The 21986-nt window shown below is 68.9% G+C and carries 17 protein-coding genes; 9 read left to right on the forward strand and 8 right to left on the reverse strand.

Translation table 11 applies throughout. From position 1 onward, the window contains the following. Positions 1–13 precede the first annotated feature (13 nt). The 3 genes from FHW85_RS21500 (at position 14) to FHW85_RS21510 (ending at position 2699) form a co-directional block, all read left to right on the forward strand. Positions 14–694: a YggN family protein gene (locus FHW85_RS21500; protein WP_168649599.1), complete on the forward strand. Its 681-nt coding sequence runs from the start codon at positions 14–16 to the stop codon at positions 692–694. 183 nt (positions 695–877) lie between these two features. Continuing rightward, the gene (locus FHW85_RS21505) at positions 878–2122 is read left to right on the forward strand and encodes a serine hydrolase domain-containing protein (protein ID WP_168649600.1); all 1245 of its coding nucleotides are present in this window, start codon (positions 878–880) and stop codon (positions 2120–2122) included. 31 nt (positions 2123–2153) lie between these two features. After that, positions 2154–2699, forward strand: coding sequence for a DUF2884 family protein (locus FHW85_RS21510; protein ID WP_168649601.1), 546 nt, complete (start codon positions 2154–2156; stop codon positions 2697–2699). 132 nt (positions 2700–2831) lie between these two features. On the opposite strand, the gene FHW85_RS21515 is transcribed toward FHW85_RS21510, so the two are convergent. Then, complete coding sequence (locus tag FHW85_RS21515) at positions 2832–4229, reverse strand: class II fumarate hydratase (protein ID WP_168649602.1); 1398 nt, start codon at positions 4227–4229, stop codon at positions 2832–2834. 134 nt (positions 4230–4363) lie between these two features. Here FHW85_RS21515 and purB point away from each other — a divergent pair, with 134 nt between their 5' ends. Continuing rightward, positions 4364–5731, forward strand: coding sequence for an adenylosuccinate lyase (purB, locus tag FHW85_RS21520; protein WP_168649603.1), 1368 nt, complete (start codon positions 4364–4366; stop codon positions 5729–5731). A 60-nt stretch (positions 5732–5791) separates the two neighbouring features. Here purB and gstA read toward each other — a convergent pair whose 3' ends face one another. Then, positions 5792–6406 carry a glutathione transferase GstA gene (gene gstA, locus FHW85_RS21525; protein WP_168649604.1) on the reverse strand — a complete coding sequence of 205 codons (615 nt, stop codon included), beginning with the start codon at positions 6404–6406 and terminating at the stop codon, positions 5792–5794. Positions 6407–6535: 129 nt separating this feature from the next. On the opposite strand from gstA, the gene FHW85_RS21530 reads away from it, so the two are divergent. Then, the gene (locus FHW85_RS21530; RefSeq protein ID WP_167257736.1) at positions 6536–6892 is read left to right on the forward strand and encodes a helix-turn-helix domain-containing protein; all 357 of its coding nucleotides are present in this window, start codon (positions 6536–6538) and stop codon (positions 6890–6892) included. 185 nt (positions 6893–7077) lie between these two features. Here FHW85_RS21530 and cysK read toward each other — a convergent pair whose 3' ends face one another. Together cysK and cysG are read right to left on the reverse strand one after the other, a co-directional pair. After that, the gene (cysK, locus tag FHW85_RS21535) at positions 7078–8019 is read right to left on the reverse strand and encodes a cysteine synthase A (protein WP_167257737.1); all 942 of its coding nucleotides are present in this window, start codon (positions 8017–8019) and stop codon (positions 7078–7080) included. Between the two features lie 75 nt (positions 8020–8094). After that, on the reverse strand, positions 8095–9543 hold the full coding sequence (gene cysG, locus FHW85_RS21540) for a siroheme synthase CysG (protein WP_168649605.1): 1449 nt from the start codon (positions 9541–9543) through the stop codon (positions 8095–8097). A gap of 316 nt (positions 9544–9859) precedes the next feature. Here cysG and FHW85_RS21545 point away from each other — a divergent pair, with 316 nt between their 5' ends. Next, positions 9860–10837: a LysR substrate-binding domain-containing protein gene (locus FHW85_RS21545; RefSeq protein ID WP_168649606.1), complete on the forward strand. Its 978-nt coding sequence runs from the start codon at positions 9860–9862 to the stop codon at positions 10835–10837. Between the two features lie 124 nt (positions 10838–10961). Here the strand turns inward: FHW85_RS21545 and FHW85_RS21550 are convergent, their stop codons facing one another. The 4 genes from FHW85_RS21550 to FHW85_RS21565 are packed head-to-tail and all read right to left on the reverse strand — an operon-like array spanning position 10962 to position 16965. After that, complete coding sequence (locus tag FHW85_RS21550) at positions 10962–12719, reverse strand: bifunctional sulfate adenylyltransferase/adenylylsulfate kinase (protein WP_168649607.1); 1758 nt, start codon at positions 12717–12719, stop codon at positions 10962–10964. A gap of 37 nt (positions 12720–12756) precedes the next feature. Next, a complete protein-coding gene (locus FHW85_RS21555) occupies positions 12757–13479 on the reverse strand; it encodes a phosphoadenylyl-sulfate reductase (RefSeq protein ID WP_168649608.1) in 723 nt (240 codons plus the stop codon). Further along, entirely contained in the window at positions 13476–15170 is a 1695-nt protein-coding gene (gene cysI / locus FHW85_RS21560) for an assimilatory sulfite reductase (NADPH) hemoprotein subunit (protein WP_168649609.1), read from the reverse strand. Before cysI ends, FHW85_RS21555 begins: the two co-directional genes overlap by 4 nt. Position 15171: 1 nt before the next feature. Then, positions 15172–16965, reverse strand: a complete 1794-nt coding sequence (locus FHW85_RS21565; RefSeq protein WP_168649610.1) for an assimilatory sulfite reductase (NADPH) flavoprotein subunit — start codon at positions 16963–16965, stop codon at positions 15172–15174. A 249-nt stretch (positions 16966–17214) separates the two neighbouring features. On the opposite strand from FHW85_RS21565, the gene FHW85_RS21570 reads away from it, so the two are divergent. The 3 genes from FHW85_RS21570 (at position 17215) to FHW85_RS21580 (ending at position 21986) form a co-directional block, all read left to right on the forward strand. Continuing rightward, positions 17215–18402: a cupin domain-containing protein gene (locus FHW85_RS21570; RefSeq protein WP_167257744.1), complete on the forward strand. Its 1188-nt coding sequence runs from the start codon at positions 17215–17217 to the stop codon at positions 18400–18402. Continuing rightward, complete coding sequence (locus FHW85_RS21575; RefSeq protein WP_168649611.1) at positions 18399–18902, forward strand: hypothetical protein; 504 nt, start codon at positions 18399–18401, stop codon at positions 18900–18902. The genes FHW85_RS21570 and FHW85_RS21575 overlap by 4 nt, the downstream gene beginning before the upstream one ends. 246 nt (positions 18903–19148) lie before the next feature. Further along, a complete protein-coding gene (locus FHW85_RS21580; protein ID WP_167257746.1) occupies positions 19149–21986 on the forward strand; it encodes a 2-oxoglutarate dehydrogenase E1 component in 2838 nt (945 codons plus the stop codon).

A 21986-nucleotide genomic window follows, 5' to 3' on the forward strand; every position in this document is an offset into this window, starting at 1 on the left:
CAGGAGTCACGCCATGAAGTACCGCTCGATCACCGCCGGCCTGCTCGCCGCCTCGCTCAGCCTCTCGCTGGCGGCCTGCGGCCAGGACGACCAGGCCGACACCGGCGCGTCCAAGGGCGTGGCCGACGCGGCGAAGGAAGTGCAGCAGGCCACCTCGCCCTCGTTCATTGCCGCGCAGGTGCAGAAAGGCATCGACCAGGCCAAGCGCGAGCTGGCCACCAAGGACATCAACGTCAGCAGCGTGCATGTCGGCAAGGACAACGACCGCCACCACGACGACACCAGCGGCCTGCCCCGCGCGGTAATCACCCCGCAGGGCGACTTCGTCATCGCCGGCAAGACGGTGACCACCACGCCCGAGCAGCACACCCTGGTGGCCGATTACCGCCAGCACATCATCAGCATCGCCGAAGCCGGCATGGATATCGGCGCCAGCGGCGCGAGCCTGGGCACCAGCGCGGCCAAGGAAGCGATCTTCGGCGCGCTCACCGGCAAGAGCGACAAGGAAATCGAGGACCGCATCAAGCCGCAGACCGAACAGATCAAGGCCGCCGCGGCCAAGCTGTGCCTGCGCATGCCCGACCTGCTCGCCTCGCAGCAGAAGCTGGCCGCGGCGCTGCCGGAGTTTCGGCCGTACGCCACGATGACGCAGAAGGATGTGGAGGATTGCGGGAAGGACGACGACAAGAATTGAGCGAGGTGAAGCCCCTCTCCCCGTTTACCAATTTGTGCACGGGGAGAGGGGTTGGGGTGAGGGTTCGGGCGGAGCGCAAGAATGATGTTCACCACTCCGCCCGAACCCTCATCCGGCTGCCGCCACCTTCTCCCGGAGGGAGAAGGGTTCGCTCTTGGGAACTGAGTCAATAAGGGGGATTGCATGGATCGGTCAAGGAAGTCGTCGTTTGCTTCGGCGCTGCTGGCCGCCTGCCTGCTCGCCACTACCGCCCACGCCGACCCCACCCCCCTCCGTGGCCCCGCCCTCGACCAGGAAGTCGCCCGCCTCATGCAGGCCGCCCACGTGCCGGGCCTGGCGCTGGCGGTGATCGAGAACGGCAAGGTGGTGCATCTGAAGGCCTACGGCCAGCGCGACCTCGAACGGCAGCTGCCGCTCACCGTCGACACCGTGATGTACGCCGCCTCCATCACCAAGGCCGCGTTTACCTACGCCACGCTGAGCCTGGTCGACCAGGGCAAGCTCGATCTGGACACGCCGATCGACAAGCTGCTGCCCAAGCCCCTGCCCGACTATGACAAATACGCGGATCTGGCCGACGATCCGCGCTGGCGCAAGATCACCCCGCGCATGCTGCTCACCCATCGCGCCGGCTTTCCCAACTTCCGCAACTTCCCGCCGGGCGCCACCAGCTACGACCCGAACGGCAAGCTCAAGATCTACGCCGAACCCGGCAGCCGCTATGCCTACTCCGGCGAGGGCATCAACCTGATGCAGTTCGTGCTGGAACACGGCCAGGACGTCGACGTCGCCACGCTGATGCAGAAGCAATTGTTCGACCGTTTCGGCATGCGCCATACCTCCATGACCTGGCGCGCCGACTTCGCCGGCAACCTCGCCATCGGCTACGACGAGAACGGCAAGCCGCTGGGCCACAGGCAGCGCGGCAGCGTGCGCGCCGCCGGTTCCATGGACACCACCCCGCGCGACTATGCCCAGCTGCTGGCCGGCATGGTGCGCGCCGACGGCCTGGGTGCGAAGGCGCGCGCCGAGTGGCTGAAGCCGGTGCAGCGCATCCGGTCCATCACCCAGTTCCCCACGCTGGACACCGCCACCACGCACGACAACGACGGCATCCGCCTGTCCACCGCGCTGGGTGTCACCGTGTACCAGTCGCCGCGCGGCACCGCCTGGTTCAAGACCGGCCACGACGACGGCACCAACAACCTTGCCTTCTGCCTGCAAAACGCGCGCGACTGCGTGCTGATCATGAGCAACAGCTCGAATGCCGAAGGCCTGTATCTGTATCTGCTCGATGCCGCGCTGGGCCCCACCTGCTATCCGTGGTTCTGGGAAAGCGACGTGCCCTACGACCATCCGCAATGGCGCACGCCCGAGGCGCGCACGCAGCCGCATCCGCCGTGCGCGCCGGTAGGCCGGGCGTCCTGAACACCCTCACTCAAGGAGCCAGGAAATCCACATGCTCAAGCGTCAACTGATCCCCGTGTTCGCCCTGTGCGTCCTCGCCGCCGGCTGCGAAAGCGGCAGCTATACCTCGACCGACCATGGCCGCATCACCCAGCGCCATGGCCTGATCCTGCTCAACGCGCAGGGGGCGCCGGAAGCCACCATCGACCAGGCCGGCGCGCTGAGCATCGACGGCAAGGACATCGGCATCGACGACCGCCAGCGCGAGCTGCTGCGCCGCTATTACATCAGCGCCACGGCCATCCGCCAGCACGGCATCGAGACAGGCAAGGCCGGCGCCGCCATGGCCGGCGAAGCGCTCAAGGGCGTGGCCGAATCCGTCGCCGGCGACAAGGACAGCGTGGACAAGCGCGTGGAAGCGCAGACGCAGAAGATCACCGCCCAGGTGATGAAGATCTGCGACGACCTGGCGGACATCAAGGTCGCCCAGGACCAGCTGGCCACCAGCCTGCCGGCGTTCAAGCCGTATACGGGGATCGTGGACGAGAAGTCCGTGACCGATTGCAGGAATGACGAAAAAACCGAGCGCAAGGACTGACACCCCACCGCCACGACGTAGGTTGGGGTGAGCCAAAGGCGAACCCCAACATCGCCACGTTCGAACGTATCGAGATGTTGGGGTTCGCCTTTGGCTCACCCCAACCTACGCCGCAGGTAGTTGCCGCGGCGCTCAGCCGCCGCCGCCTCCACCGCCGTGGATGCCGCCCTTGGTCAGCGCCATCGGATCGAGCAGCTTCTTCAGCTCTTCCTTCGGCAGCCCCGTGGTCTCCAGCGCCACGTCCAGAATCGGCCGCTTCTGCTTGTAAGCCTGCTTCGCCGTCGCCGCGCCCTTCTCATACCCGATCACCGGATTGAGCGCGGTCACCAGGATGGGGTTCTTGTCGAGCGCTTCCTTCACCCGCGGCGCATTCACCTTGAAGCCCGCAATGGCCTTATCCGCCAGCAGCACGCTCACGTTCGCCAGCAGGCCGATCGACTGCAGCAGGTTGTGCGCGATCAGCGGCAGCATCACGTTGAGCTGGAAATTGCCGGACTGGCCGCCGATGGTGATGGCCGCGTCGTTGCCGATCACTTGCGCCGCCACCATCGCGGTGGCTTCGGGAATCACCGGATTGACCTTGCCCGGCATGATCGACGACCCCGGCTGCAGCGCCGGCAGCTCGATCTCGCCCAGGCCGGCCAGCGGGCCGGAATTCATCCAGCGCAGGTCGTTGGCGATCTTCATCAGCGCCACCGCCAAGGCCTTCAACTGGCCGGACAGCTCCACCGCCGCGTCCTGCCCCGCCATGCCTTCGAAGTAATTGTCCGCCGCATCGAAGCGCACGCCGGTGAGCTTCTTCAGCTCGCGCGCCACCGCGGGGCCGAACTTCGGGTCGGCATTGATGCCGGTGCCCACCGCGGTGCCGCCCTGCGGCAGGCGGCGCATGCGCTTGATGCTGTCTTCGATGCGCTCGATGGCGCTGGCGATCTGCGCGGCCCAGCCGGAGAGCTCCTGGCCGAAGGTGACCGGCATGGCGTCCATCAGATGGGTGCGGCCGGTCTTGGGCACGTTGCGCAGTTCGCGCGCGCGGCGCTCGATCGCCTTCTTCAGGTGCTTGAGCGCCGGCAGCAGCTGCTCGCTGGCGGTGAGCGTGGCGCTGACGTGGATGGCGGTGGGAATCACGTCGTTGGAGCTCTGCCCGTAGTTGACGTGGTCGTTCGGGTGCACCTTGGCGCCGGCCTTGCCGGCGACGTGGGCGATCACCTCGTTGGCATTCATATTGGTGCTGGTGCCCGAGCCGGTCTGGAACACGTCGATCGGGAACTGGTCGTCGTACTGCCCGTCCGCCACCGCCAGCGCGGCCTTGCGGATGGCTGCGGCCTGGTTCTTGCGCAGATGGCCCAGCCCCAGGTTCGCCTCGGCCGCGGCGGCCTTGATCAGGCCCAGCGCGCGGATGAAGGCGCGCGGCAGGCGCAGGCCGGAGATGGGGAAATTGTCCACGGCGCGCTGGGTCTGCGCGCCGTACAGCGCATCGGCGGGGACCTTGAGCTCCCCCATGCTGTCGTGTTCGATGCGGTACTGGCTCATGCCTGGTTTCCTTCACGCTGGAGTGATCGAGCCACTATAGGCCCGCCCCCGTTAGGGCGGTGCCAAGCGGCGCCGGGGGCGGGACAGGCCCGGCCCGTTGTAAAATGCCGTTTTTCCTCTGCCGGATCGCCTCGATGTCTGCCCATGCCCTGACCGCCCTGTCCCCGCTGGACGGCCGCTACGCCAGCAAGGCGCAAGCCCTGCGCCCGATCTTCAGCGAGTACGGCCTGATGCACCGGCGCGTCCACGTCGAGATCGAATGGCTGCTGGCACTGGCCGCCGACCCCGGCATCGCCGAGCTGCCGGCCTTCTCCGCCGCGCAGGTCGCCCAGCTGAAGGAGATTGCCGCGAAGTTCGGCGTCGAGGACGGCGAGCGCGTCAAGGCCATCGAAGCCACCACCAACCATGACGTGAAGGCGATCGAGTACTTCATCAAGGAGCGCATCGGCAACGACGCCGCCCTGGCCCAGGCCAAGGAGTTCGTGCACTTCGCCTGCACCAGCGAGGACATCAACAATCTTTCCTACGCCCTGATGCTGCGCGACGCCCGGCAGCAGGTGCTGCTGCCGGCCTTCGACGCGGTCATCGCCAAGCTGCGCGAACTGGCCCACGCCAACGCCGCGCTGCCGATGCTCTCGCGCACCCACGGCCAGACCGCCTCGCCCAGCACGCTCGGCAAGGAACTGGCCAACGTGGTGGCGCGCCTGGAGCACCAGCGCGCGCAGCTGGCCGCAGTGGCCATCCCCGGCAAGATCAACGGCGCGGTGGGCAACTACAACGCGCACGCCATCGCCTATCCGGAACTGGACTGGCGCGCCTTCTCGCAGCATTTCGTGCAGGGCCTGGGGCTGGACTACAACGCCTACACCACCCAGATCGAGCCGCACGACGGCGTGGCCGAATACTGCGACGCCGTGCGCCGCGCCAACATCATCCTGATCGACCTGGCGCGCGACGTGTGGGGCTATATCTCGCTGGGCTATTTCAAGCAGGCGCTGAAGGCCGGCGAGGTGGGCTCGTCCACCATGCCGCACAAGGTCAACCCGATCGACTTCGAAAACGCCGAAGGCAATTTCGGCCTGGCCAATGCCTTGCTCGGCCACTTCGCCGAGAAACTGCCGATCAGCCGCTGGCAGCGCGACCTCACCGACTCCACCGTGCTGCGCGCCCTGGGCACCGCCTTCGGCCACACCCTGGTGGCGCTGGAATCGCTGCAGAAGGGCCTGGGCAAGCTCAACGTCAACGCCGACCGCATCGCCTCGGACCTGGACGCCGCCTGGGAAGTGCTGGCCGAAGCCGTGCAGACCGTGATGCGCCGCTACGGCCTGCCGGAGCCGTACGAGCAGCTGAAGGCGCTGACCCGCGGCCAGGGCATCACCAAGGAGTCGATGCGCCAGTTCATCGCCGGGCTGGAACTGCCGGCGGAGGCGAAGCAGCGTTTGATGGAGCTGACGCCGGGCGGCTATATCGGCCTGGCGGAGCCGCTCGCTCGCGAGATCTGAGCGCGTTCGTTTTCCGCATGAAGAAAAGGGGCGCGTGATCCGCGCCCCTTTTTCATGGCCTCAGGCCGCTTTCTTCAGGCCTTCGGCTTCCAGCGCCGTCTGCACCGCGGGGCGCTCCGCCACGCGCTTCTGGAAATCCAGCAGCGCCGGGAATTCCGACAGGTCCAGCGCCACGTGCTTCGCCCAGTTGGTGACCGTGAACAGGTAGGCATCCGCCACGGTGAAGCGGTCGCCCACCAGCCACGGGTGCTGGGCCAGGCGCTCTTCCAGCAGGCGGTAGCGCTTGCGCAGGTATTCCTTGCGCTCCTCGCGCACCACGTCCGGCGTTTCCGGCTTGAACAGCGGCGAGTAGGTCTTGTGCAGCTCGGAGTTGATGTAGCCGAGCATTTCCTGCAGGCGGTAGCGCGCGGTGGTGCCGTTGGCCGGGGCCAGGCCGCTTTCCGGCTTGAGGTCCGCCAGGTACTGCACGATGGCCGGGCCTTCGGTCAGCAGCTCGCCGTCGTCCAGCGTCAGCGCCGGCACATAGCCCTTGGGGTTGATCAGCCAGTAGTCCTGGTCGCTGGCCGTGCGCTTGGCCTTGGTGTCGACCTTCACCAGCTCGACCGGAATCCCGGCTTCCAGCGCGACGATATGCGGCGACAGCGAACAGGCACCGGCGGCGTAGTAGAGCTTCATGGCGATCCTCCTTGGATGGAACGGGTAGGGTAAGACGGCCATCGTAGCCAGCCATGGTTACTGTTGGATACCACCTGGCCGGGGGCAGCCCCTAAAATCCGGTATCTCGCCAGTTACCGGTACCGCGCCATGGGCCTGCCCGTCCGCAAGAACAAAGTGATGCCGCCGCCGGCGTGTCCGCTCAGCGAAGTGCTGGGACTGCTGCGCGGGGCGTGGGCGCCGAATGTGGTGTGGTTGCTGAGCGGGGAGCCGCGGAGGTTCGGGGAACTGCGGCATGACATGCCGAAGATTTCGGCGCGGGTGTTGAGTGCGCGGTTGCGGGAGCTGGAGTCGCGCGGCCTGGTGATGCGCACCGTGCTGGAGACGTCGCCACCGTCGGCGGAGTATGCGTTGACGCCGTTGGGCAGGGAGTTGCTGCCGGCGATCGATGCGTTGGCGGATGTGGGGAAGAAGCTGATTGCCGAATGGGGCGGGCCTCATCGGTAGAACTCTTCTCCCCTCCGGGGAGAAGATGCCGGCAGGCAGATGAGGGGTCGCTCTAGCCACGGTCTCTCTACGAAGCGAAGAAAAGCTTTGAAGGCTTTCCCGACCCTCCGCTCACCGCTCCGACCGGCCCCTCACCCCAGCCCTCTCCCCGGAGGGGAGAGGGGGTAGGTTGTCGGGGCGTGGAGTTATTCGACCTCGTCCGAACCCTCATTGACGCCCTCGAACAGGAACGTCGACAGATACCGCTCGCCCGTATCCGGCAGCATCGCCAGCAGCACCGAACCTTCCGGCGCATCCTTCGCCACCTGCAGCGCCGCGGCCAGCGTGGCGCCGGAGGAAATGCCCACGAAGATGCCTTCCTGCTGCGCCAGCGCGCGCGCGGTGTCGCGTGCCACCACGTCGTCCACCGGCAGGATCTGCTGCGCCACCTCGCGGTTGAGCACCTTCGGCACGAAGTCCGGCGTCCAGCCCTGGATCTTGTGCGGCTGCCATTCCTTGCCGCTCAGCAGCGAGGCGCCGGCCGGTTCACTGGCGATCACCTTCACTTCCGGACGCGCCACCTTCAGCACCTCGCCCACGCCGGTGAGCGTGCCGCCGGTGCCCCAGCCGGTGACGAAGTAGTCCAGCCGGCGGCCGGCGAAATCGCGCAGGATTTCCGCGGCCGTGGTGCTGCGGTGATAGGCCGGATTGGCGGGATTCTCGAACTGGCTGGCCAGGAACCAGCCGTGCTTGTCCGCCAGCTCCTTGGCCTTGCGCACCATGCCGCTGCCGCGCTCGGCGGCGGGGGTCAGCAGCACCTTGCCGCCGTAGGCGCGGATCAGCTTGCGCCGCTCGATCGAGAAAGTCTCGGTCATCACCGCCACGAACGGATAGCCGCGCGCCGCGCACACCGCCGCCAGCGCCACGCCGGTATTGCCGGAGGTGGCCTCGATCACCGTCTGCCCGGGCTTGATGGTGCCGCGCGCCTCGGCGTCCAGGATGATGGCCAGGGCCAGGCGGTCCTTCACCGAACCCGCCGGATTGAACGCTTCCACCTTTACGTAAAGCTCGACGTGCTTCGGCGCCAGCCGGTGCAGTTTCACGACCGGGGTCTTGCCGATGGTGTCGAGGATGCTGTCGTAGATCATGAAAGGCTCCAGGCGAGGATGGAAAGGACGTGGGCGGGTCGGCGCATAGTGCGCCCTTCGCGGTGAAATTTTGCGTCAGGCGCGCCGGGCCAGGGGCGTTTCGGCCACCGACGATGCATCAATTTCGGAACAGTCGCCGACAGGAGGCGCGCCGAACCAGGCCAGCTCCCGGGCCAGCGCCGCTACCTCGCCCAGGATCAGCAAGGCCGGCGAGCGCACCTCATGCGCTGTCGCCAGCTGCTGCAACCGGGCCAGCGTGCCGGTGACCACGCGCTGCTTCAGGCGCGAGCCGTTCTCCACCAAGGCGAACGGCGTGCTTGCCGCGCGTCCATGGGCGAGCAGTTGTTCCTGCACGGTACCGAGTTCGCTGACGCCCATGTACACCGCCAGCGTCTGCCGCTCGCGCGCCAGCGCGGGCCAGTCCAGCGTGTCGTGGGAACCGCGGCAATGCGCGGTGAGGAAACGCACCGACTGCGCATGCTCGCGATGGGTCAGCGGCACGCCCGCATAGGCGGCGCAGGCCAGCGCGGCGGTGATGCCGGGTACCACTTCGTAAGGCACGCCGTGGGCACGCAGATGTTCCAGTTCCTCGCCGCCGCGGCCGAACACGAAGGGATCGCCGCCTTTCAGGCGCACCACGCGGCGGCCTTGCTGCGCGTGTTCGAGCAGCAAGGCGTGGATGCGTTCCTGGGTGACGTGGTGGTTGCCGGCTTCCTTGCCCACTTCGATGCGCTCGGCATCGCGGCGTGCCAAGGCCAGCACTTCGGCGGCGACCAGGCGGTCGTAGAGGATCACGTCCGCTTCCTGCAATGCGCGCAGGCCACGCAGCGTCAGCAGGCCCGGATCGCCCGGGCCGGCACCGACCAGCACGACGCTGCCGACGCTTTGCGTCACGGCGCCGGCGAGCGCGCGTTCCGCTTCGGCCTCCGCCTGCTCCGGCTGCGCGCGGCGCAGCAGCTGCAGCACGGGGCCGGCGAACAGCTGCTCGTAGAAGCGGCGGCGCGCGCCGAGATCCGGCAGGCGTGCGCGGATTTTCCCGCGCAGGCGTGCGGCCAGCTCGGCGAGCGGACCCAGCGCGGGATCCAGCAGGCTTTCCAGCCCTTCGCGCAGCAGCCGCGCCAGCACCGGCGCAGTGCCGCCGCTGGAAATCGCGATGGTCACCGGATCGCGGTCGATCACCGCGGGCACGTGGAAGCTGCATAGCTCCGCATCGTCCACCACGTTGACGAACAGCCGGCGCTTTTCCGCCAGCGTGGCGATGCGGCGGTTGAGCAAGGGTTCGCCGGTGGCCGCGATCACCAGCCAGCACCCGTCCAGCCAGGCCTGCTCGAAGCCGTCCAGGCGCAGCTCGATCCGGCCCGCCGCCGCCCAGGCCTGCAGGTTTTCCGTCGCCGCCAGCGCACCCACGGTCACCGCCGCGCCGGCTTCGAGCAGCGCCGCCGCCTTGCGTTCGGCCACTGCGCCCCCGCCGACCACCAGCACGCGGCGGCCGGCGAGATCGGCGAACAGCGGGTACAGCTTCATGGGCATCGCACCATCGACAAGGGAATAACGACGCTAGGCGGGGCCACGCAGCCGGGCAAATGATTTGTCCTTGGCCGCTCATGCCGCGCGGTTATGTGGCAGCTCCCGTTTTCGGCATAAGACCCCGCCCGCGCATTGACGCCATCATTAAACGGATGTATAGACGTCTAAATGACGACCGCGCGCCACGCCACCGACGCCCTGCCCTCCGGCCTCCCGGCCGGCGCCGGTCCGTACCGCCGCGCCATCACGCGATGTACCCCTGCAGCGCCCGCAAGCCAGTCCACCCGACCTGCCCGCTCCAGGATGCCCTCGCATGACCCTCACGCAACTGCGCTATCTCGTCGCCATCGCCGACGCCGGCCTCAACATCACGCTGGCCGCCGAGCGCGTGCACGCCACCCAGCCCGGACTCAGCAAGCTGCTCAAGCAGCTTGAGGACGAACTCGGCTTCCAGCTGTTCCACCGCAAGGGCCGCAGCCTCGATTCGATCACCCACGCCGGCAGCCACGTGCTGGAACGCGCGCGCACGATCCTGGCCGAAGCCACCAATATCCGCTCCATCGCCGCCAACCTGCGCAACGAATCGCGCGGCACGCTGCGCGTAGCCACCACCCATACCCAGGCGCGCTTCGCCCTGCCCGGCGCGGTGGCCGCGCTCACCCGCCAATACCCGCAGGTCAGCGTGCATCTGCTGCCGTCCACCGATGCCGACGTGATCGGCCTGCTCGAAGGCGGCCACGTGGACCTGGCCATCGTCAGCAGCTCGGGCGGCGCCCCCTCCGGCAGCGGCATCGCCCTGCCCGCCTATCGCTGGAACCGCGTGGCGATGGTGCCGCACCGGCATGCGCTGGCGAGGCTGGAACGGCCGCCGACGCTGGACGAACTGGCGGCGTATCCGCTGGTGAGCTACGACTCCTCCTTGAAGCCCGGCTCTTCGCTGGCGCGCGCGTTCCACGCGGCCAACCTGCATCCGCAGATCGCCATGACGGCGAGCGATGCGGACCTGATCAAGACCTATGTGCGCGCCGGCGTCGGCATCGGCGTGCTGGCGGAGATGGCGGTGCAGCCGGGCGACCAGGATCTGCGCGCCCTGCCGGCGGACCATCTGTTCGCGCCGTGCACGACGTGGATCGTGCTGCGGAAGGAAAGCGTGCTGCGGGAGTTCGCGCTGGAATTTATCGGGTTGTTTGCGCCGCAGCTGGAGCGGCGGGCGGTGAGCCGCGCGCTGGCGAGCGGCGGGGCGACGCATTGGCCGGCGGTGCCGCACTGGCGGGAGCGCGCGGCGGACTGACCCCGGCGTAGGACGTAGGTTGGGGTGAGCCGAAGGCGAACCCCAACATCGTCGCACCGATGCGCATCGCAATGTTGGGGTTCGCCTTCGGCTCACCCCAACCTACGCCGTCGTTGCAGCCGCATCAGGCGGACAACAAGCCCCGATCCCTCAACAACCCCAGGATGTGCCCCGCCAGCACCGCCGGCTCGGCACCGCTTCCATCCACCCGCACCTCCGGCTGCTCCGGCGCCTCGTACGGGTCGCTGATCCCGGTGAACTGCGCGATCTTCCCCGCGCGCGCCTGCGCATACAGCCCCTTGCGGTCGCGCGCCTCGCACACTTCCAGCGGCGTCGACACGTGGATCTCGATGAAATCCCCATGCGCCTCGACCAGCCCGCGCGCCTCGGCACGCGTATTCGCATACGGCGCGATCGGCGCGCATACCGCCACGCCGCCGTGGCGCACGATCTCGCTCGCCACGTAGGCGATGCGCGTGACGTTGGCATCGCGATCCTCGCGCGAGAAGCCCAGGCCGCGCGACAGATGCTTGCGCACCTCGTCGCCGTCCAGCACGGTCACCGCGCGGCTGGTGTGCTCCAGCAGCTGCGATACCACCGCTTGCGCGATGGTCGACTTGCCCGCGCCCGACAGCCCGGTAAAGAACAGCGCGAAGCCGCGCGGCGCCTGCGCCGGATGGCGTTCGCGCAGGATCTTCACCACCTCGGGGAAAGTGAACCACGCAGGGATGTCCGTGCCCTCATGCAGATGCCGCCGCAGCTGCGTGCCGGAGATATCGCGCACCTCGTCGTCCGCCGCCACTTCGGTCGCCGGCACGTAGGCATCGCGGTTGGCCGCATAGACCATGGCCGGGAACGCCACCACCTGGATGCCGAGTTCGTCCTGGTAGCGCTCCAGCAGATGCTGCGCATCGAACGGCCCATAGAACGGCTGGCCGTTCGAATCCTGGCCCGGGCCGGCATGGTCGCGCCCCACGATGAAATGCGTGGCGCCGTAATTCTTGCGGATGATCGCGTGCCAGATCGCCTCGCGCGGCCCGCCCATGCGCATGGCCAGCGGCAGCAGCGAGAGCTTGGCGCTGTCGGCCGGGTACTGCGGCAACAGGGCGCGGTAGCAGCGCACGCGGGTGTAGTGGTCGACGTCGCCGGGCTTGGTGCGGCCCACCGAGGGCTGGATCAGCAGCTTGGCGCCCACCTTCTGCGCGGCGCGCAGGGTCAGCTCGCGGTGCGCGCGGTGCATCGGGTTGCGCGTCTGGAACGCCACCACGCGGCGCCAGCCATTCGCTTCGAACCAGGCGCGCAAGGTGCGCGGGCTGTCGCGCAGTTCGGTGAAGTCGTAGTGCACCGGCTGCTGGATGCCGCGCAGGCGGCCGCCGAGATACACCGGCTGGGTGCGTTCGAGCAGTTCGGCCACGCCGGGATGCAAATGATCCTGCGTGCCGAACACCTGCTGCGCTTCGTGCGCGCGGTCCGGGCGATAGATGTCCTGCAGTTCCAGCACGGCCAGCGGCACGCTCTGCGCATCGCGCAGCACGATCTCCGCTCCGGGCGCGAGCGTGGCGGCAAACGCTTCGCTCACGTCCAGCGTGACCGGGATCGGCCACAGCGTGCCGTCGGCCAGCCGCAGCTCGTTCACCACGCGCAGATAATCGCGTTCGGTGAGAAAGCCTTCCAGCGGCGAGAAGGCGCCGTTGAGCAGCAGCTCCAGATCGCACAGCTGCCGCGTGTTGAGGTCCAGTGCCGGCAGCCCCGCGCTGCGCTGTTTCAGCGCCTGCGCCTCGGCATACGGCAGGTAGAGGTCCTTGAGCGTGCCGCCATGCGGCGCGATCAAAGGCTCCAGTTCGGTTTCGACGGGAAGTGCAGCGAGTGCGCTCTGGCTCATGATGGCGTTCTTTATCTGGATATCGGGGGCGGAAGGGTCAGGTGAGGTCGTGCAGGCCGCACTCGCGCTTGAGGCCGAAGAAACGCGTCTCTTCGGGGTCCATGCCCGGCTCCCATGGCCGGGTCGTGTGGGTGTCGCCGATCGACACGTAGCCCTGCTCCCACAGCGGGTGGTAAGGCAGGCCATGGCGCTGCAGGTAGCGGCCGACGTCGCGGTCGCTCCAGTCGGCGATCGGATGGAATTTCCAGCGGCCCTGGCTCAGCCGCAGGAAGGGAATGCGTTCGCGGCTGCGCGACTGGCCGCGGCGCAGGCCGGCGAACCAGCTGCCGATGCCCAGCTCCTCCAGCGCGCGCCGCATCGGTTCCACCTTGCGCAGCTCGTTGTAGCGCCCCAGCCCTTCCACACCCTGCTCCCACAGCCGGCCATGGCGCGATTCCATCCAGGCGGTGCCCAGCGGAGAGCGGTACACGTGGAGGTTCAGCGCGAGGCGTTCGCGCAGCTCGTCGACGAAGCGGTAGGTCTCGGGAAACAGATAGCCGGTATCGACCAGGATGATGGGCAAGTCCGGTCGCTGCCGCGTCAGCAGATGCAGCGACACCGCGGCCTGCGCGCCGAAACTGGACGACAGCGCATGCGCGCCCGGCGCGTGCTCCAGCGCCCAGGCCACGCGGTGTCCGGCATCCAGCGTGCCGAGCCAGTGATCGAGTTCCGCCCATGCATCCACATCCTGCCGCGCCGCTTCCAGCGTCGCGCCGTTCATGCCCTGACCTCCAACGGGATGCGCCGGTCCGGCGGCGCCGCCAGTACCTGCGCACGAAGCAGGAAATCGCCGAAGCCCTCGTTCGGTTGACGTTGCTTTTTGTAAAGCCCGAACAGCGGATCGAGCGCGGCGAGGATAGCCGCCTCGTCCACGTTCTCCCGGTAGGCGCGGTTGAGCCGCTGCCCGCTGAAGTCCGCGCCCAGGCGCAGGTCGTAGCGTCCGGGGCCGCGGCCGACCAGGGCGATCTCGGCCAGGTAAGGACGTGAGCAGCCGTTCGGGCAGCCGGAGACGCGCAGCACGATCGGCGCATCGGCCAGGCCATGGCCGGCCAGCAGCGCCTCGACCTTGTCCAGCAGTTCCGGCAGATAGCGCTCCGCCTCGGCCATGGCCAGGCCGCAGGTGGGCAGCGCCACGCAGGACACCGCGTGGCGGCGGATCGGGCTGATGCGCCGGTAATCGTCCAGGCCGTGCGCGGCGACGATGGCGTCGATGCGCGCGCGCTCGTGCGCCGGCACGTTGGCCACGATCACGTTCTGGTTGCAGGTAAGGCGGAAATCGCCCTGGTGCACGCGCGCCAGTTCGCGCAGGCCGCTCAGCCAGCGGCGCTCGCCGCGGTCGGCGAGGCGGCCCGATTCGATATGCAGGGTGAGATGCCAGCGGTCGTCGTGGCCTTCGATCCAGCCGTAGCGGTCGCCGTTATGGTCGAAACGAAAGGGACGCGCGGGTTCCAGCGCGAAACCGAGGCGGCGTTCCAGCTCGGCCTTGAAAACGTCGACGCCGCGATGATCGAGCGTGTACTTCAGCCGCGCATGCTTGCGCTCCACGCGGTTGCCCCAGTCGCGCTGCAGCGCCACCACGGCCTCGGAGGCGGCATACAACTGCTCCGGCGTGACGAAGCCGAGCACCGTCGCCAGCCGCGGATAGGTCGATGCATCGCCATGCGTGGCGCCCATGCCGCCGCCCACCGCAAGGTTGAAACCCTTCAGCTCGCCGTCCTCCGCAATCGCGATCAGGCCGAGGTCCTGCGAGAACACGTCCACGTCGTTCAACGGCGGAATGGCCAGCCCGATCTTGAATTTGCGCGGCAGATAGGTGGCGCCGTACAGCGGCTCCACCTCCGGTTCGCCCACCAGCGGCTCGCCGTCCAGCCAGATCTCGTGATACGCACTCGTGCGCGGCGCCAGATCGTCCGACAGCTTCGCCGCCCACGCATAGGCCGCGCCGTGCGCCTTCGTCTCCACCGGGTTGGCGGTGCTCACCACGTTGCGCACCACGTCGCCGCAGGCCGCGATGGTGCTGGCCAGGCTGGCGTGGATGGCGGCGATGGTGGGCTTGAGCTTGCGCTTGATGATGCCGTGCCACTGGAAAGTCTGCCGCGTGGTGATGCGCAGCGTGCCGTTGGCGTGCTCGCGCGCCAGGCGGTCGAATTCCAGCCACTGCGCGGGCGTGACCACGCCGCCCGGCAGGCGCGCGCGCAGCATGAAGCTGTAGGCCGGCTCCAGTTTCTGGCGGCGGCGTTCCTCGCGCAGGTCGCGGTCGTCCTGCTGGTAACTGCCGTGGAACTTGAGCAGCTTGCCGTCGTCCTCGCTGATGCCGCCAGTGACGGGATCGGCCAGGCCCGCGGCGATGCCGCCGCGCAGCTGGCGGCTGGCGGCCTTGACGCGTTCGAAATCGGAAAGTGCTGCGCTCATATCAATACACGTCGCGCGCGTAGCGCCCTTGCTGCAGGAGGTCGGCCAGCCAGGCGCCGGCGTCTTCGTGGGAGAGGCCGCCGTGCTCGGCGGCGATGTCGACCAGGGCCGCGTGCACGTCCCTGGCCATCTGCGTGGCGTCGCCGCAGACATACAGATGCGCGCCGCCGCTGAGCCAGGCGTACAGCTCCTTGCCGTGTTCGCGCAGGCGGTGCTGCACGTAGACCTTGCCGGCGCCGTCGCGCGAGAAGGCCAGGTCCAGCCGGCGCAGCGCGCCCTGCTTCAGCGCTTCCTGCCATTCCAGCTGGTAGAGGAAGTCGTCGGCGAAATGGCGGTTGCCGAAGAACAGCCAGTTGCGGCCGCTGGCGCCGGTCTCGTGGCGCTCCTGCACGAAGCCGCGGAACGGCGCCACGCCGGTGCCGGGGCCGATCATGATCACGTCGCGCGCGCTGTCGGCCGGCAGGCGGAAGCGCTCGTTCGCTTCGATGAACACCGGCACGCGCGCGTCTTCGCCGCTGGCGGCGAGAAAGGCTGAGGCGGCGCCCCAGTGGCGTTCGCCGAAGGCTTCGTAGTCGACCGTGGACACGGTGAGGTGCACTTCGTCGCCGACCACGGCGGAACTGGAGGCGATCGAATACAGCCGCGGCGTGAGCGGGCGCAGCGCGGCGACCAGCGCGGCGGCTTCCCACGGGGCCGGATAGCGGCGCAGCAGGTCGATCGGCTGGTGCGTGTCGAGCAGCGCGGTCAGCGCCACCGGATCTTCCAGCGCCCGCGCCAGGCCGGCATCGCCGCTGGTCCGGGCATGGGCCAGCGCGAAGCCGCGCGCCAGGCGGGTCAGCTCGCGCTCCTCGGTGAGCCAGCGCAGCAGCGGCAGCGTGCGGCCGTTGTGGGTCACGTCCGCGTCGCCGTCCAGCTGCAGCAGCGCCAGCCACTGCCGGACCAGCGCCGGCGGATTGCGCGGCCACACGCCCAGCGCATCGCCGGGCCGGTAGCTGAGGCCGGACCCTTCCAGCGACAGCTCCACATGCAGCACCTCGCGCTCGCTGTCGCGCGACACGATGCGCTGGTTCGCCAGCACGGTGGCGGCGAACGGGTGGTCGCGGTCGTGCACGGCATGCGTGGGCACCGCCTGCAGCAGCGGCGCGCGCACCGCGGCCGCCGGCGCCTTCAGCAGTTCGCGGGCGCGCTCCAGCGCGGCGGCGGTCCAGGGCGCGGCCACTTCGTCGAGGTCGACGTCGGCCTCGGCCAGGGGATCCAGCCGCGCGGCGCCGAGTTCCTCCAGCCGCGCGTCGAGCTGGCGGCCGATCGCGCAGAACTGCGGATAGCTGGAATCGCCCAGGCCCAGCACCGCATAGCGCAGCGCCGGCAGCCGCGGCGCGCGGCGGCTGGCGATGAAGTCGATCAGGCCGCGCGCATCGTCCGGCGGCTCGCCCTCGCCCTGGGTGCTGATCACCAGGAACAGCTGGCGCTCCTGCGCCAGTTCGCGCTGCACGTAGGCGTCGGCGCGCACCAGCCGCGCCGGCAGGCCGGCCGCTTCCAGCTTCTTGAGCAGCTGCTCGGCCACGCGCTTGGCATTGCCGGTCTGGCTGCCGTAGAGCACGGTGACCCGCTCCGTCGCCGCGGCCGCAGCCTGCACCTGCGCCGGCTGCGGCCCGCGCGCCGCCAGCGCCGCGCTGCGTGCGGCCACCCAGTACAGCTCGTGGGGCGCCAGACCCTCCAGCAGGCGCTGGAGTTGCGCGGCCTTGTCGGCGGCGAGCGGCGAAGCGAGGGATTCCTGCGAAACGACGGCGTTCAAGGCTTGACCTTCTTTGGACGTCTATACGTCTATTCGTCGAAGGTAGACCTCGGAGTGCTTATGCCGGAAAGGATGTATCGACATATGCACATGCCGTTTCCATTATTTCCTCGTTAAGCCCGACCACCCACGTAGGTTGGGGTGAGCCGCAGGCGAACCCCAACAATGCGAGGCGCCCCGCCGCGTTGGGGTTCGCCTGCGGCTCACCCCAACCTACGCCGGCCGCGCCGCGCCCCGTACAATCTCCCGATGACCAAGCCCACCCTCCCCCTCGAAGTCCGCGGCAGCGCCCGCCAGCCCCTCGGCATGACCCCGGCGCAGTTCCTGCGCGACTACTGGCAGAAGCGCCCCCTGCTGATCCGCAACGCCTTCCCGGACTTCACGCCCCCGCTGCAGCCGGACGACCTGGCCGGCCTGGCGCTGGAAGAGGAAGCCCTGTCGCGCCTGATCGTCCACGACGAGCGCCGCGACCGCTGGTCGGTCAAGACCGGCCCGCTCAGCGAGGACGACTTCGCCACGACCCCGCCCGCCAACTGGACCCTGCTGGTGCAGGACGTGGACAAGTGGGACGCCGACGTGGCGGCCTTGCTGGAGTCGTTCCGCTTCCTGCCGAACTGGCGCGTGGACGACATCATGATTTCCTATGCCGAGCCCGGCGGCGGCGTCGGCGCCCACGTCGACCAGTACGACGTGTTCCTGCTGCAGGGCCTGGGCCAGCGGCACTGGGCGATCAGCGACGATCCGCAGGCGTCCACCGAGTTCCGCGACGACGTGGAACTGAAGCAGCTCAAGCACTTCGAGCCCACCCACGAATGGCTGCTGGAACCGGGCGACATGCTCTACCTGCCGCCGGGCGTGCCGCACGACGGCGTGGCCTTCGGCGGCCCCTGCATGACCCTCTCGGTGGGCATGCGCGCGCCCTCGCGCGCGGAACTGGCCAGCGACCTGGCCGACTACCTGGTCGAGCGCCTGCCCGACGAGCAGCGCTACCGCGACCCGGACCTGGCCCCGGCCAGACATGCCGGCGAGATCGACCGCGCCGCCCTGGCCCGCGTGCGCGAGGCCCTGCCGTTCGCCGCGCTGGACGACGCCACCCTGGTCGACTGGTTCGGCCGCTATATCACCCGCTACCGCGTGGCGCGCGCGCCAGCCGCGCCGGACAAGGCCAGCACCGAGGCCGCCCTGGCCAAGCTGCTGGGCGACGGCGCGCAGCTGCTGCGCCATCCGTGGTCGCGCATGGCCTGGGCCCGGGTGAAGGGCGGCGCCACCCTGTTCGCCAACGGCCAGGCCTACCCCGCGCCGGCCGAGCTGGCCGAGCGCCTGTGCGCCGAACGCACGCTGGCGTTCGGCCGCGCGCCGGCCGGCGCCGAGCGGGCGCTGCTGCTGGCGCTGGTCAATGACGGCCACCTGGTGCCGCGCAAGGCGCGCCGCCGGTGAAGCCATCGGATCGCCCCGCCCCGGAAACGCTCGTCGTCGACGGCGGCAAGACGCTGGCAGCCATGCGCCTGCAGCTGCTGCGCGGCGCGCGCCGCCGCGTGGCGATCTACCAGCCCGCGCTGCCCACCGACGCTTATAACCATGCCGCCGAGCTGGACGAGCTGCGCCGCATCGCCACCGCCGGCCGCGGCGCCGAGATCCGCCTGATCCTGCACGACCCCGCCGCGGCCCTGCGCGACAGCCACCGGCTGATCGCCCTGGCCCAGCGCCTGCCCAGCACGGTGCTGGTGCGCGAGCCGGTGGAGGAGTCCGACCGCACGTATGGCTCGGCCTACCTGCTCACCGACGCCGGCGGCTATCTGTTCCTGCCGGAAGCGGCGCGCCCGCGCGGCCGTGGCGCGATGGAAGACCGCGCCAGCCAGGCGCCGCTGCAGCAGCACTTCCAGGAAGCGTGGGAGCGCGCGGCCCGCGCCACCGCGCTGCAGCCGCTCGATCTCTAGCGCCCGGCTGAACGGCAACCCGCTTGCGCCTGCGGGCGGCCGCCGCGCGCGAAACCGGCGAAAACCCGTGCCTACGACGATGGTCGGTAGCCTCCGGCCTCGAAATAACGCCTTCCGACCCCACCTGGAACCCGTTTCCCGGGTTGCCGCTGTGCAGCAGCCGGGGCCATAATTAACAGGATTTTTCCCCGCCATCCGCCAGGTCGACGGATGGCCTGAGGCCTCCCTTCCCTCACCGGTGGTGACGTGAGCACAAATCTGATTCGCGAGTTCTTCGATTCGTCCCAGCTCGCCGGCGGCAACGCCGATTACGTAGAGCAGTTGTATGAGTCCTGGCTGGCCGACCCCGCGTCGGTCCCCGCCGAATGGAACCAGTATTTCGGGACCTTCAAAGGCCGCGAATCCGGTGACGTTCCGCACTCCGCGGCGATCGCCCGCATCGAAGCCGCGCAGAAGCAGCGCGCCGTGGGCGTCGCCGCCCCCGTCGACGACGAGCACGCGCGCAAGCAGGCCGCGGTGCTGCGCATCCTTACCGCCTACCGCTCGCGCGGCCACCTGGCCGCCGACCTCGATCCGCTGGGCCTGGCCGAGAAGCTGCCGGCGCCGGACCTGGGCCTGGCCTTCCACGGCCTGAGCGACGCCGACCTCGACACCGAATTCGACTGCGGCAACTTCGCCGGCGGCGGCCAGCGCATGAAGCTGCGCGAGCTGCTGGCGCGCCTGAAGAAGGTGTATGCCGGCACCATCGGCGCCGAGTTCATGCACATCAGCAACCATGAGCAGCGCAACTGGATCTACACCCGCCTGGAAAAGGCCGGCGGCAGCGCCGGGCTGGACCCGGCCGGCAAGCGGCGCGTGCTGGCGGGCCTCACCGCCGCCGAGGGCCTGGAGCGCTACCTGCACACCAAGTACGTGGGCCAGAAGCGCTTCTCGCTGGAAGGCGGCGACAGCCTGATCCCGATGGTGGACGAGGTGGTGCGCACGGCCGGCGACAACGGCATCAAGGAAGTCGTGGTCGGCATGGCCCACCGCGGCCGCCTGAACATGCTGGTCAATATCCTGGGCAAGCCGCCGAAGACGCTGTTCAACGAGTTCGAAGGCAAGTTCGAGCACCCGGACGACCCGGCCCACTCCGGCGACGTGAAGTACCACATGGGCTTCTCCGCCGACGTCAAGACGCCCAACGGCGGCGTGCACGTGGCGCTGGCGTTCAATCCGTCGCACCTGGAGATCGTCAACCCGGTGGTGGCCGGCTCGGTGCATTCGCGCCAGATCCGCCGCCGCGACAGCGAGCGCCAGCAGTCCATGGCCGTGCTGATCCACGGCGACGCCGCCCTGGCCGGCCAGGGCGTGAACATGGAGCTGTTCAACATGTCGCAGGCGCGCGGCTTCCGCATCGGCGGCACGCTGCACATCGTGGTGAACAACCAGGTGGGCTTCACCACCTCCAATCCGCAGGACGCGCGCTCCACGCTGTACTGCACCGACCTGGCCAAGATGGTCAACGCGCCGGTGCTGCACGTGAACGGCGACGACCCGGAAGCGGTGATCCAGGCCACCCGCCTGGTCTACGACTTCCGCAAGCAGTTCCGCAAGGACGTGGTGATCGACCTGGTCTGCTACCGCCGCCACGGCCATAACGAGGCCGACGAGCCGGCCGCGACCCAGCCGGTGATGTACCAGATCATCCGCGCCCGCCCGACCACGCGCGACCTGTACGCGCAGGCCCTGGTCAAGGAAGGCGTGATCGCCGACGGCGACGCCCAGAAGATGGTCGACGAGTACCGCTCGCGCCTGGAAGCCGGCGACCCGATGACCGAGCTGACCAGCGCCCTGGTCAAGGACATCGAGGTGGACTGGAACCAGTTCATCGGCGGCAAGCTGTCCACCCAGGCCGACACCGGCGTGCCGAAGGCAAAGCTGGTCGAGCTGGCCAACAAGATTCTCGAAGTGCCCTCGGACACCACGCTGCAGTCGCGCGTGGCCAAGATCTACGACGACCGCCGCAAGATGGCCGCGGGCGAGCTGCCGGGCGACTGGGGCTTCGCCGAGAACCTGGCCTACGCCACCCTGGTGGACCAGAACTACAACCTGCGCCTGGTCGGCCAGGACGTGGGCCGCGGCACGTTCTTCCACCGCCACGCGGTGCTGCACGACCAGAAGGACGGCCACACCTATATGCCGCTGGCCACGCTGCGCGACAACGCCAGCGTCGAGGTGATCGACTCGCTGCTCAGCGAAGAGGCGGTGATGGCCTTCGAATACGGCCACGCCACCACCGACCCCTACACCCTGCACATCTGGGAAGGCCAGTTCGGCGACTTCGCCAACGGCGCCCAGGTGGTGATCGACCAGTTCATCAGTTCCGGCGAGTCGAAGTGGAACCGCCTGTGCGGCCTGGCGCTGTTCCTGCCGCACGGTTACGAAGGCCAGGGTCCGGAGCATTCCTCCGCGCGCCTGGAGCGCTTCCTGCAGCTGTGCGCGCTGGACAACATGCAGGTCTGCGTGCCGACCACGCCGGCCCAGGCTTTCCACATGATCCGCCGCCAGATGGTGCGCCCGACGCGCAAGCCGCTGATCGTGATGACGCCGAAGTCGCTGCTGCGCCACAAGCTGGCGATCTCCAGCCTGGACGAACTGGCCAACGGCGAATTCCAACTGGTGATCGGCGAGCACCGCGAGCTGCCGGCCAAGAAGGTCAGGCGCGTGGTGCTGTGCTCGGGCAAGGTCTACTACGACCTGCTGGAAGACGCCGAGAAGCGGGGCCTCGCCGACGTCGCCATCGTGCGCGTCGAGCAGCTGTATCCGTTCCCGCGTCCGCAGGTCGTGGCCGAACTGGAAAAGTACGCTTCCGCCAAGGAAGTGATCTGGTGCCAGGAAGAACCCATGAACCAGGGCGCCTGGTTCCAGATCCGCCACCACCTGCAGGCCTGCGTCAACGCCAAGCAGAGCCTCTCCTACGCCGGCCGCGCCCGCTCGCCGGCGCCGGCTGCCGGCCACCTCAATACCCACGTCGCCGAACAGGCGGCACTCGTCGAGCAGGCGCTGGTCGCGCCGATCGGCACCGACCACGCTGCGGAGTAA

Origin of the sequence: Dyella sp. SG609, from assembly GCF_012275375.1 — a bacterium.
Taxonomy (GTDB): Bacteria; Pseudomonadota; Gammaproteobacteria; order Xanthomonadales; family Rhodanobacteraceae; genus Dyella_D; species Dyella_D marensis.

Bases quoted from the DNA above. Each gene is read 5' to 3' on its own strand.
- gstA (WP_168649604.1), bottom strand. From the start codon at position 6,406: ATGAAGCTCTACTACGCCGCCGGTGCCTGTTCGCTGTCGCCGCATATC.
- cysI (WP_168649609.1), bottom strand. From the start codon at position 15,170: ATGAGCGCAGCACTTTCCGATTTCGAACGCGTCAAGGCCGCCAGCCGC.
- FHW85_RS21570 (WP_167257744.1), top strand. From the start codon at position 17,215: ATGACCAAGCCCACCCTCCCCCTCGAAGTCCGCGGCAGCGCCCGCCAG.
- cysG (WP_168649605.1), bottom strand. From the start codon at position 9,543: ATGAAGCTGTACCCGCTGTTCGCCGATCTCGCCGGCCGCCGCGTGCTG.
- cysK (WP_167257737.1), bottom strand. From the start codon at position 8,019: ATGATCTACGACAGCATCCTCGACACCATCGGCAAGACCCCGGTCGTG.
- purB (WP_168649603.1), top strand. From the start codon at position 4,364: ATGTCTGCCCATGCCCTGACCGCCCTGTCCCCGCTGGACGGCCGCTAC.
- FHW85_RS21505 (WP_168649600.1), top strand. From the start codon at position 878: ATGGATCGGTCAAGGAAGTCGTCGTTTGCTTCGGCGCTGCTGGCCGCC.
- FHW85_RS21555 (WP_168649608.1), bottom strand. From the start codon at position 13,479: ATGAACGGCGCGACGCTGGAAGCGGCGCGGCAGGATGTGGATGCATGG.
- FHW85_RS21500 (WP_168649599.1), top strand. From the start codon at position 14: ATGAAGTACCGCTCGATCACCGCCGGCCTGCTCGCCGCCTCGCTCAGC.
- FHW85_RS21510 (WP_168649601.1), top strand. From the start codon at position 2,154: ATGCTCAAGCGTCAACTGATCCCCGTGTTCGCCCTGTGCGTCCTCGCC.
- FHW85_RS21550 (WP_168649607.1), bottom strand. From the start codon at position 12,719: ATGAGCCAGAGCGCACTCGCTGCACTTCCCGTCGAAACCGAACTGGAG.
- FHW85_RS21515 (WP_168649602.1), bottom strand. From the start codon at position 4,229: ATGAGCCAGTACCGCATCGAACACGACAGCATGGGGGAGCTCAAGGTC.
- FHW85_RS21545 (WP_168649606.1), top strand. From the start codon at position 9,860: ATGACCCTCACGCAACTGCGCTATCTCGTCGCCATCGCCGACGCCGGC.
- FHW85_RS21530 (WP_167257736.1), top strand. From the start codon at position 6,536: ATGGGCCTGCCCGTCCGCAAGAACAAAGTGATGCCGCCGCCGGCGTGT.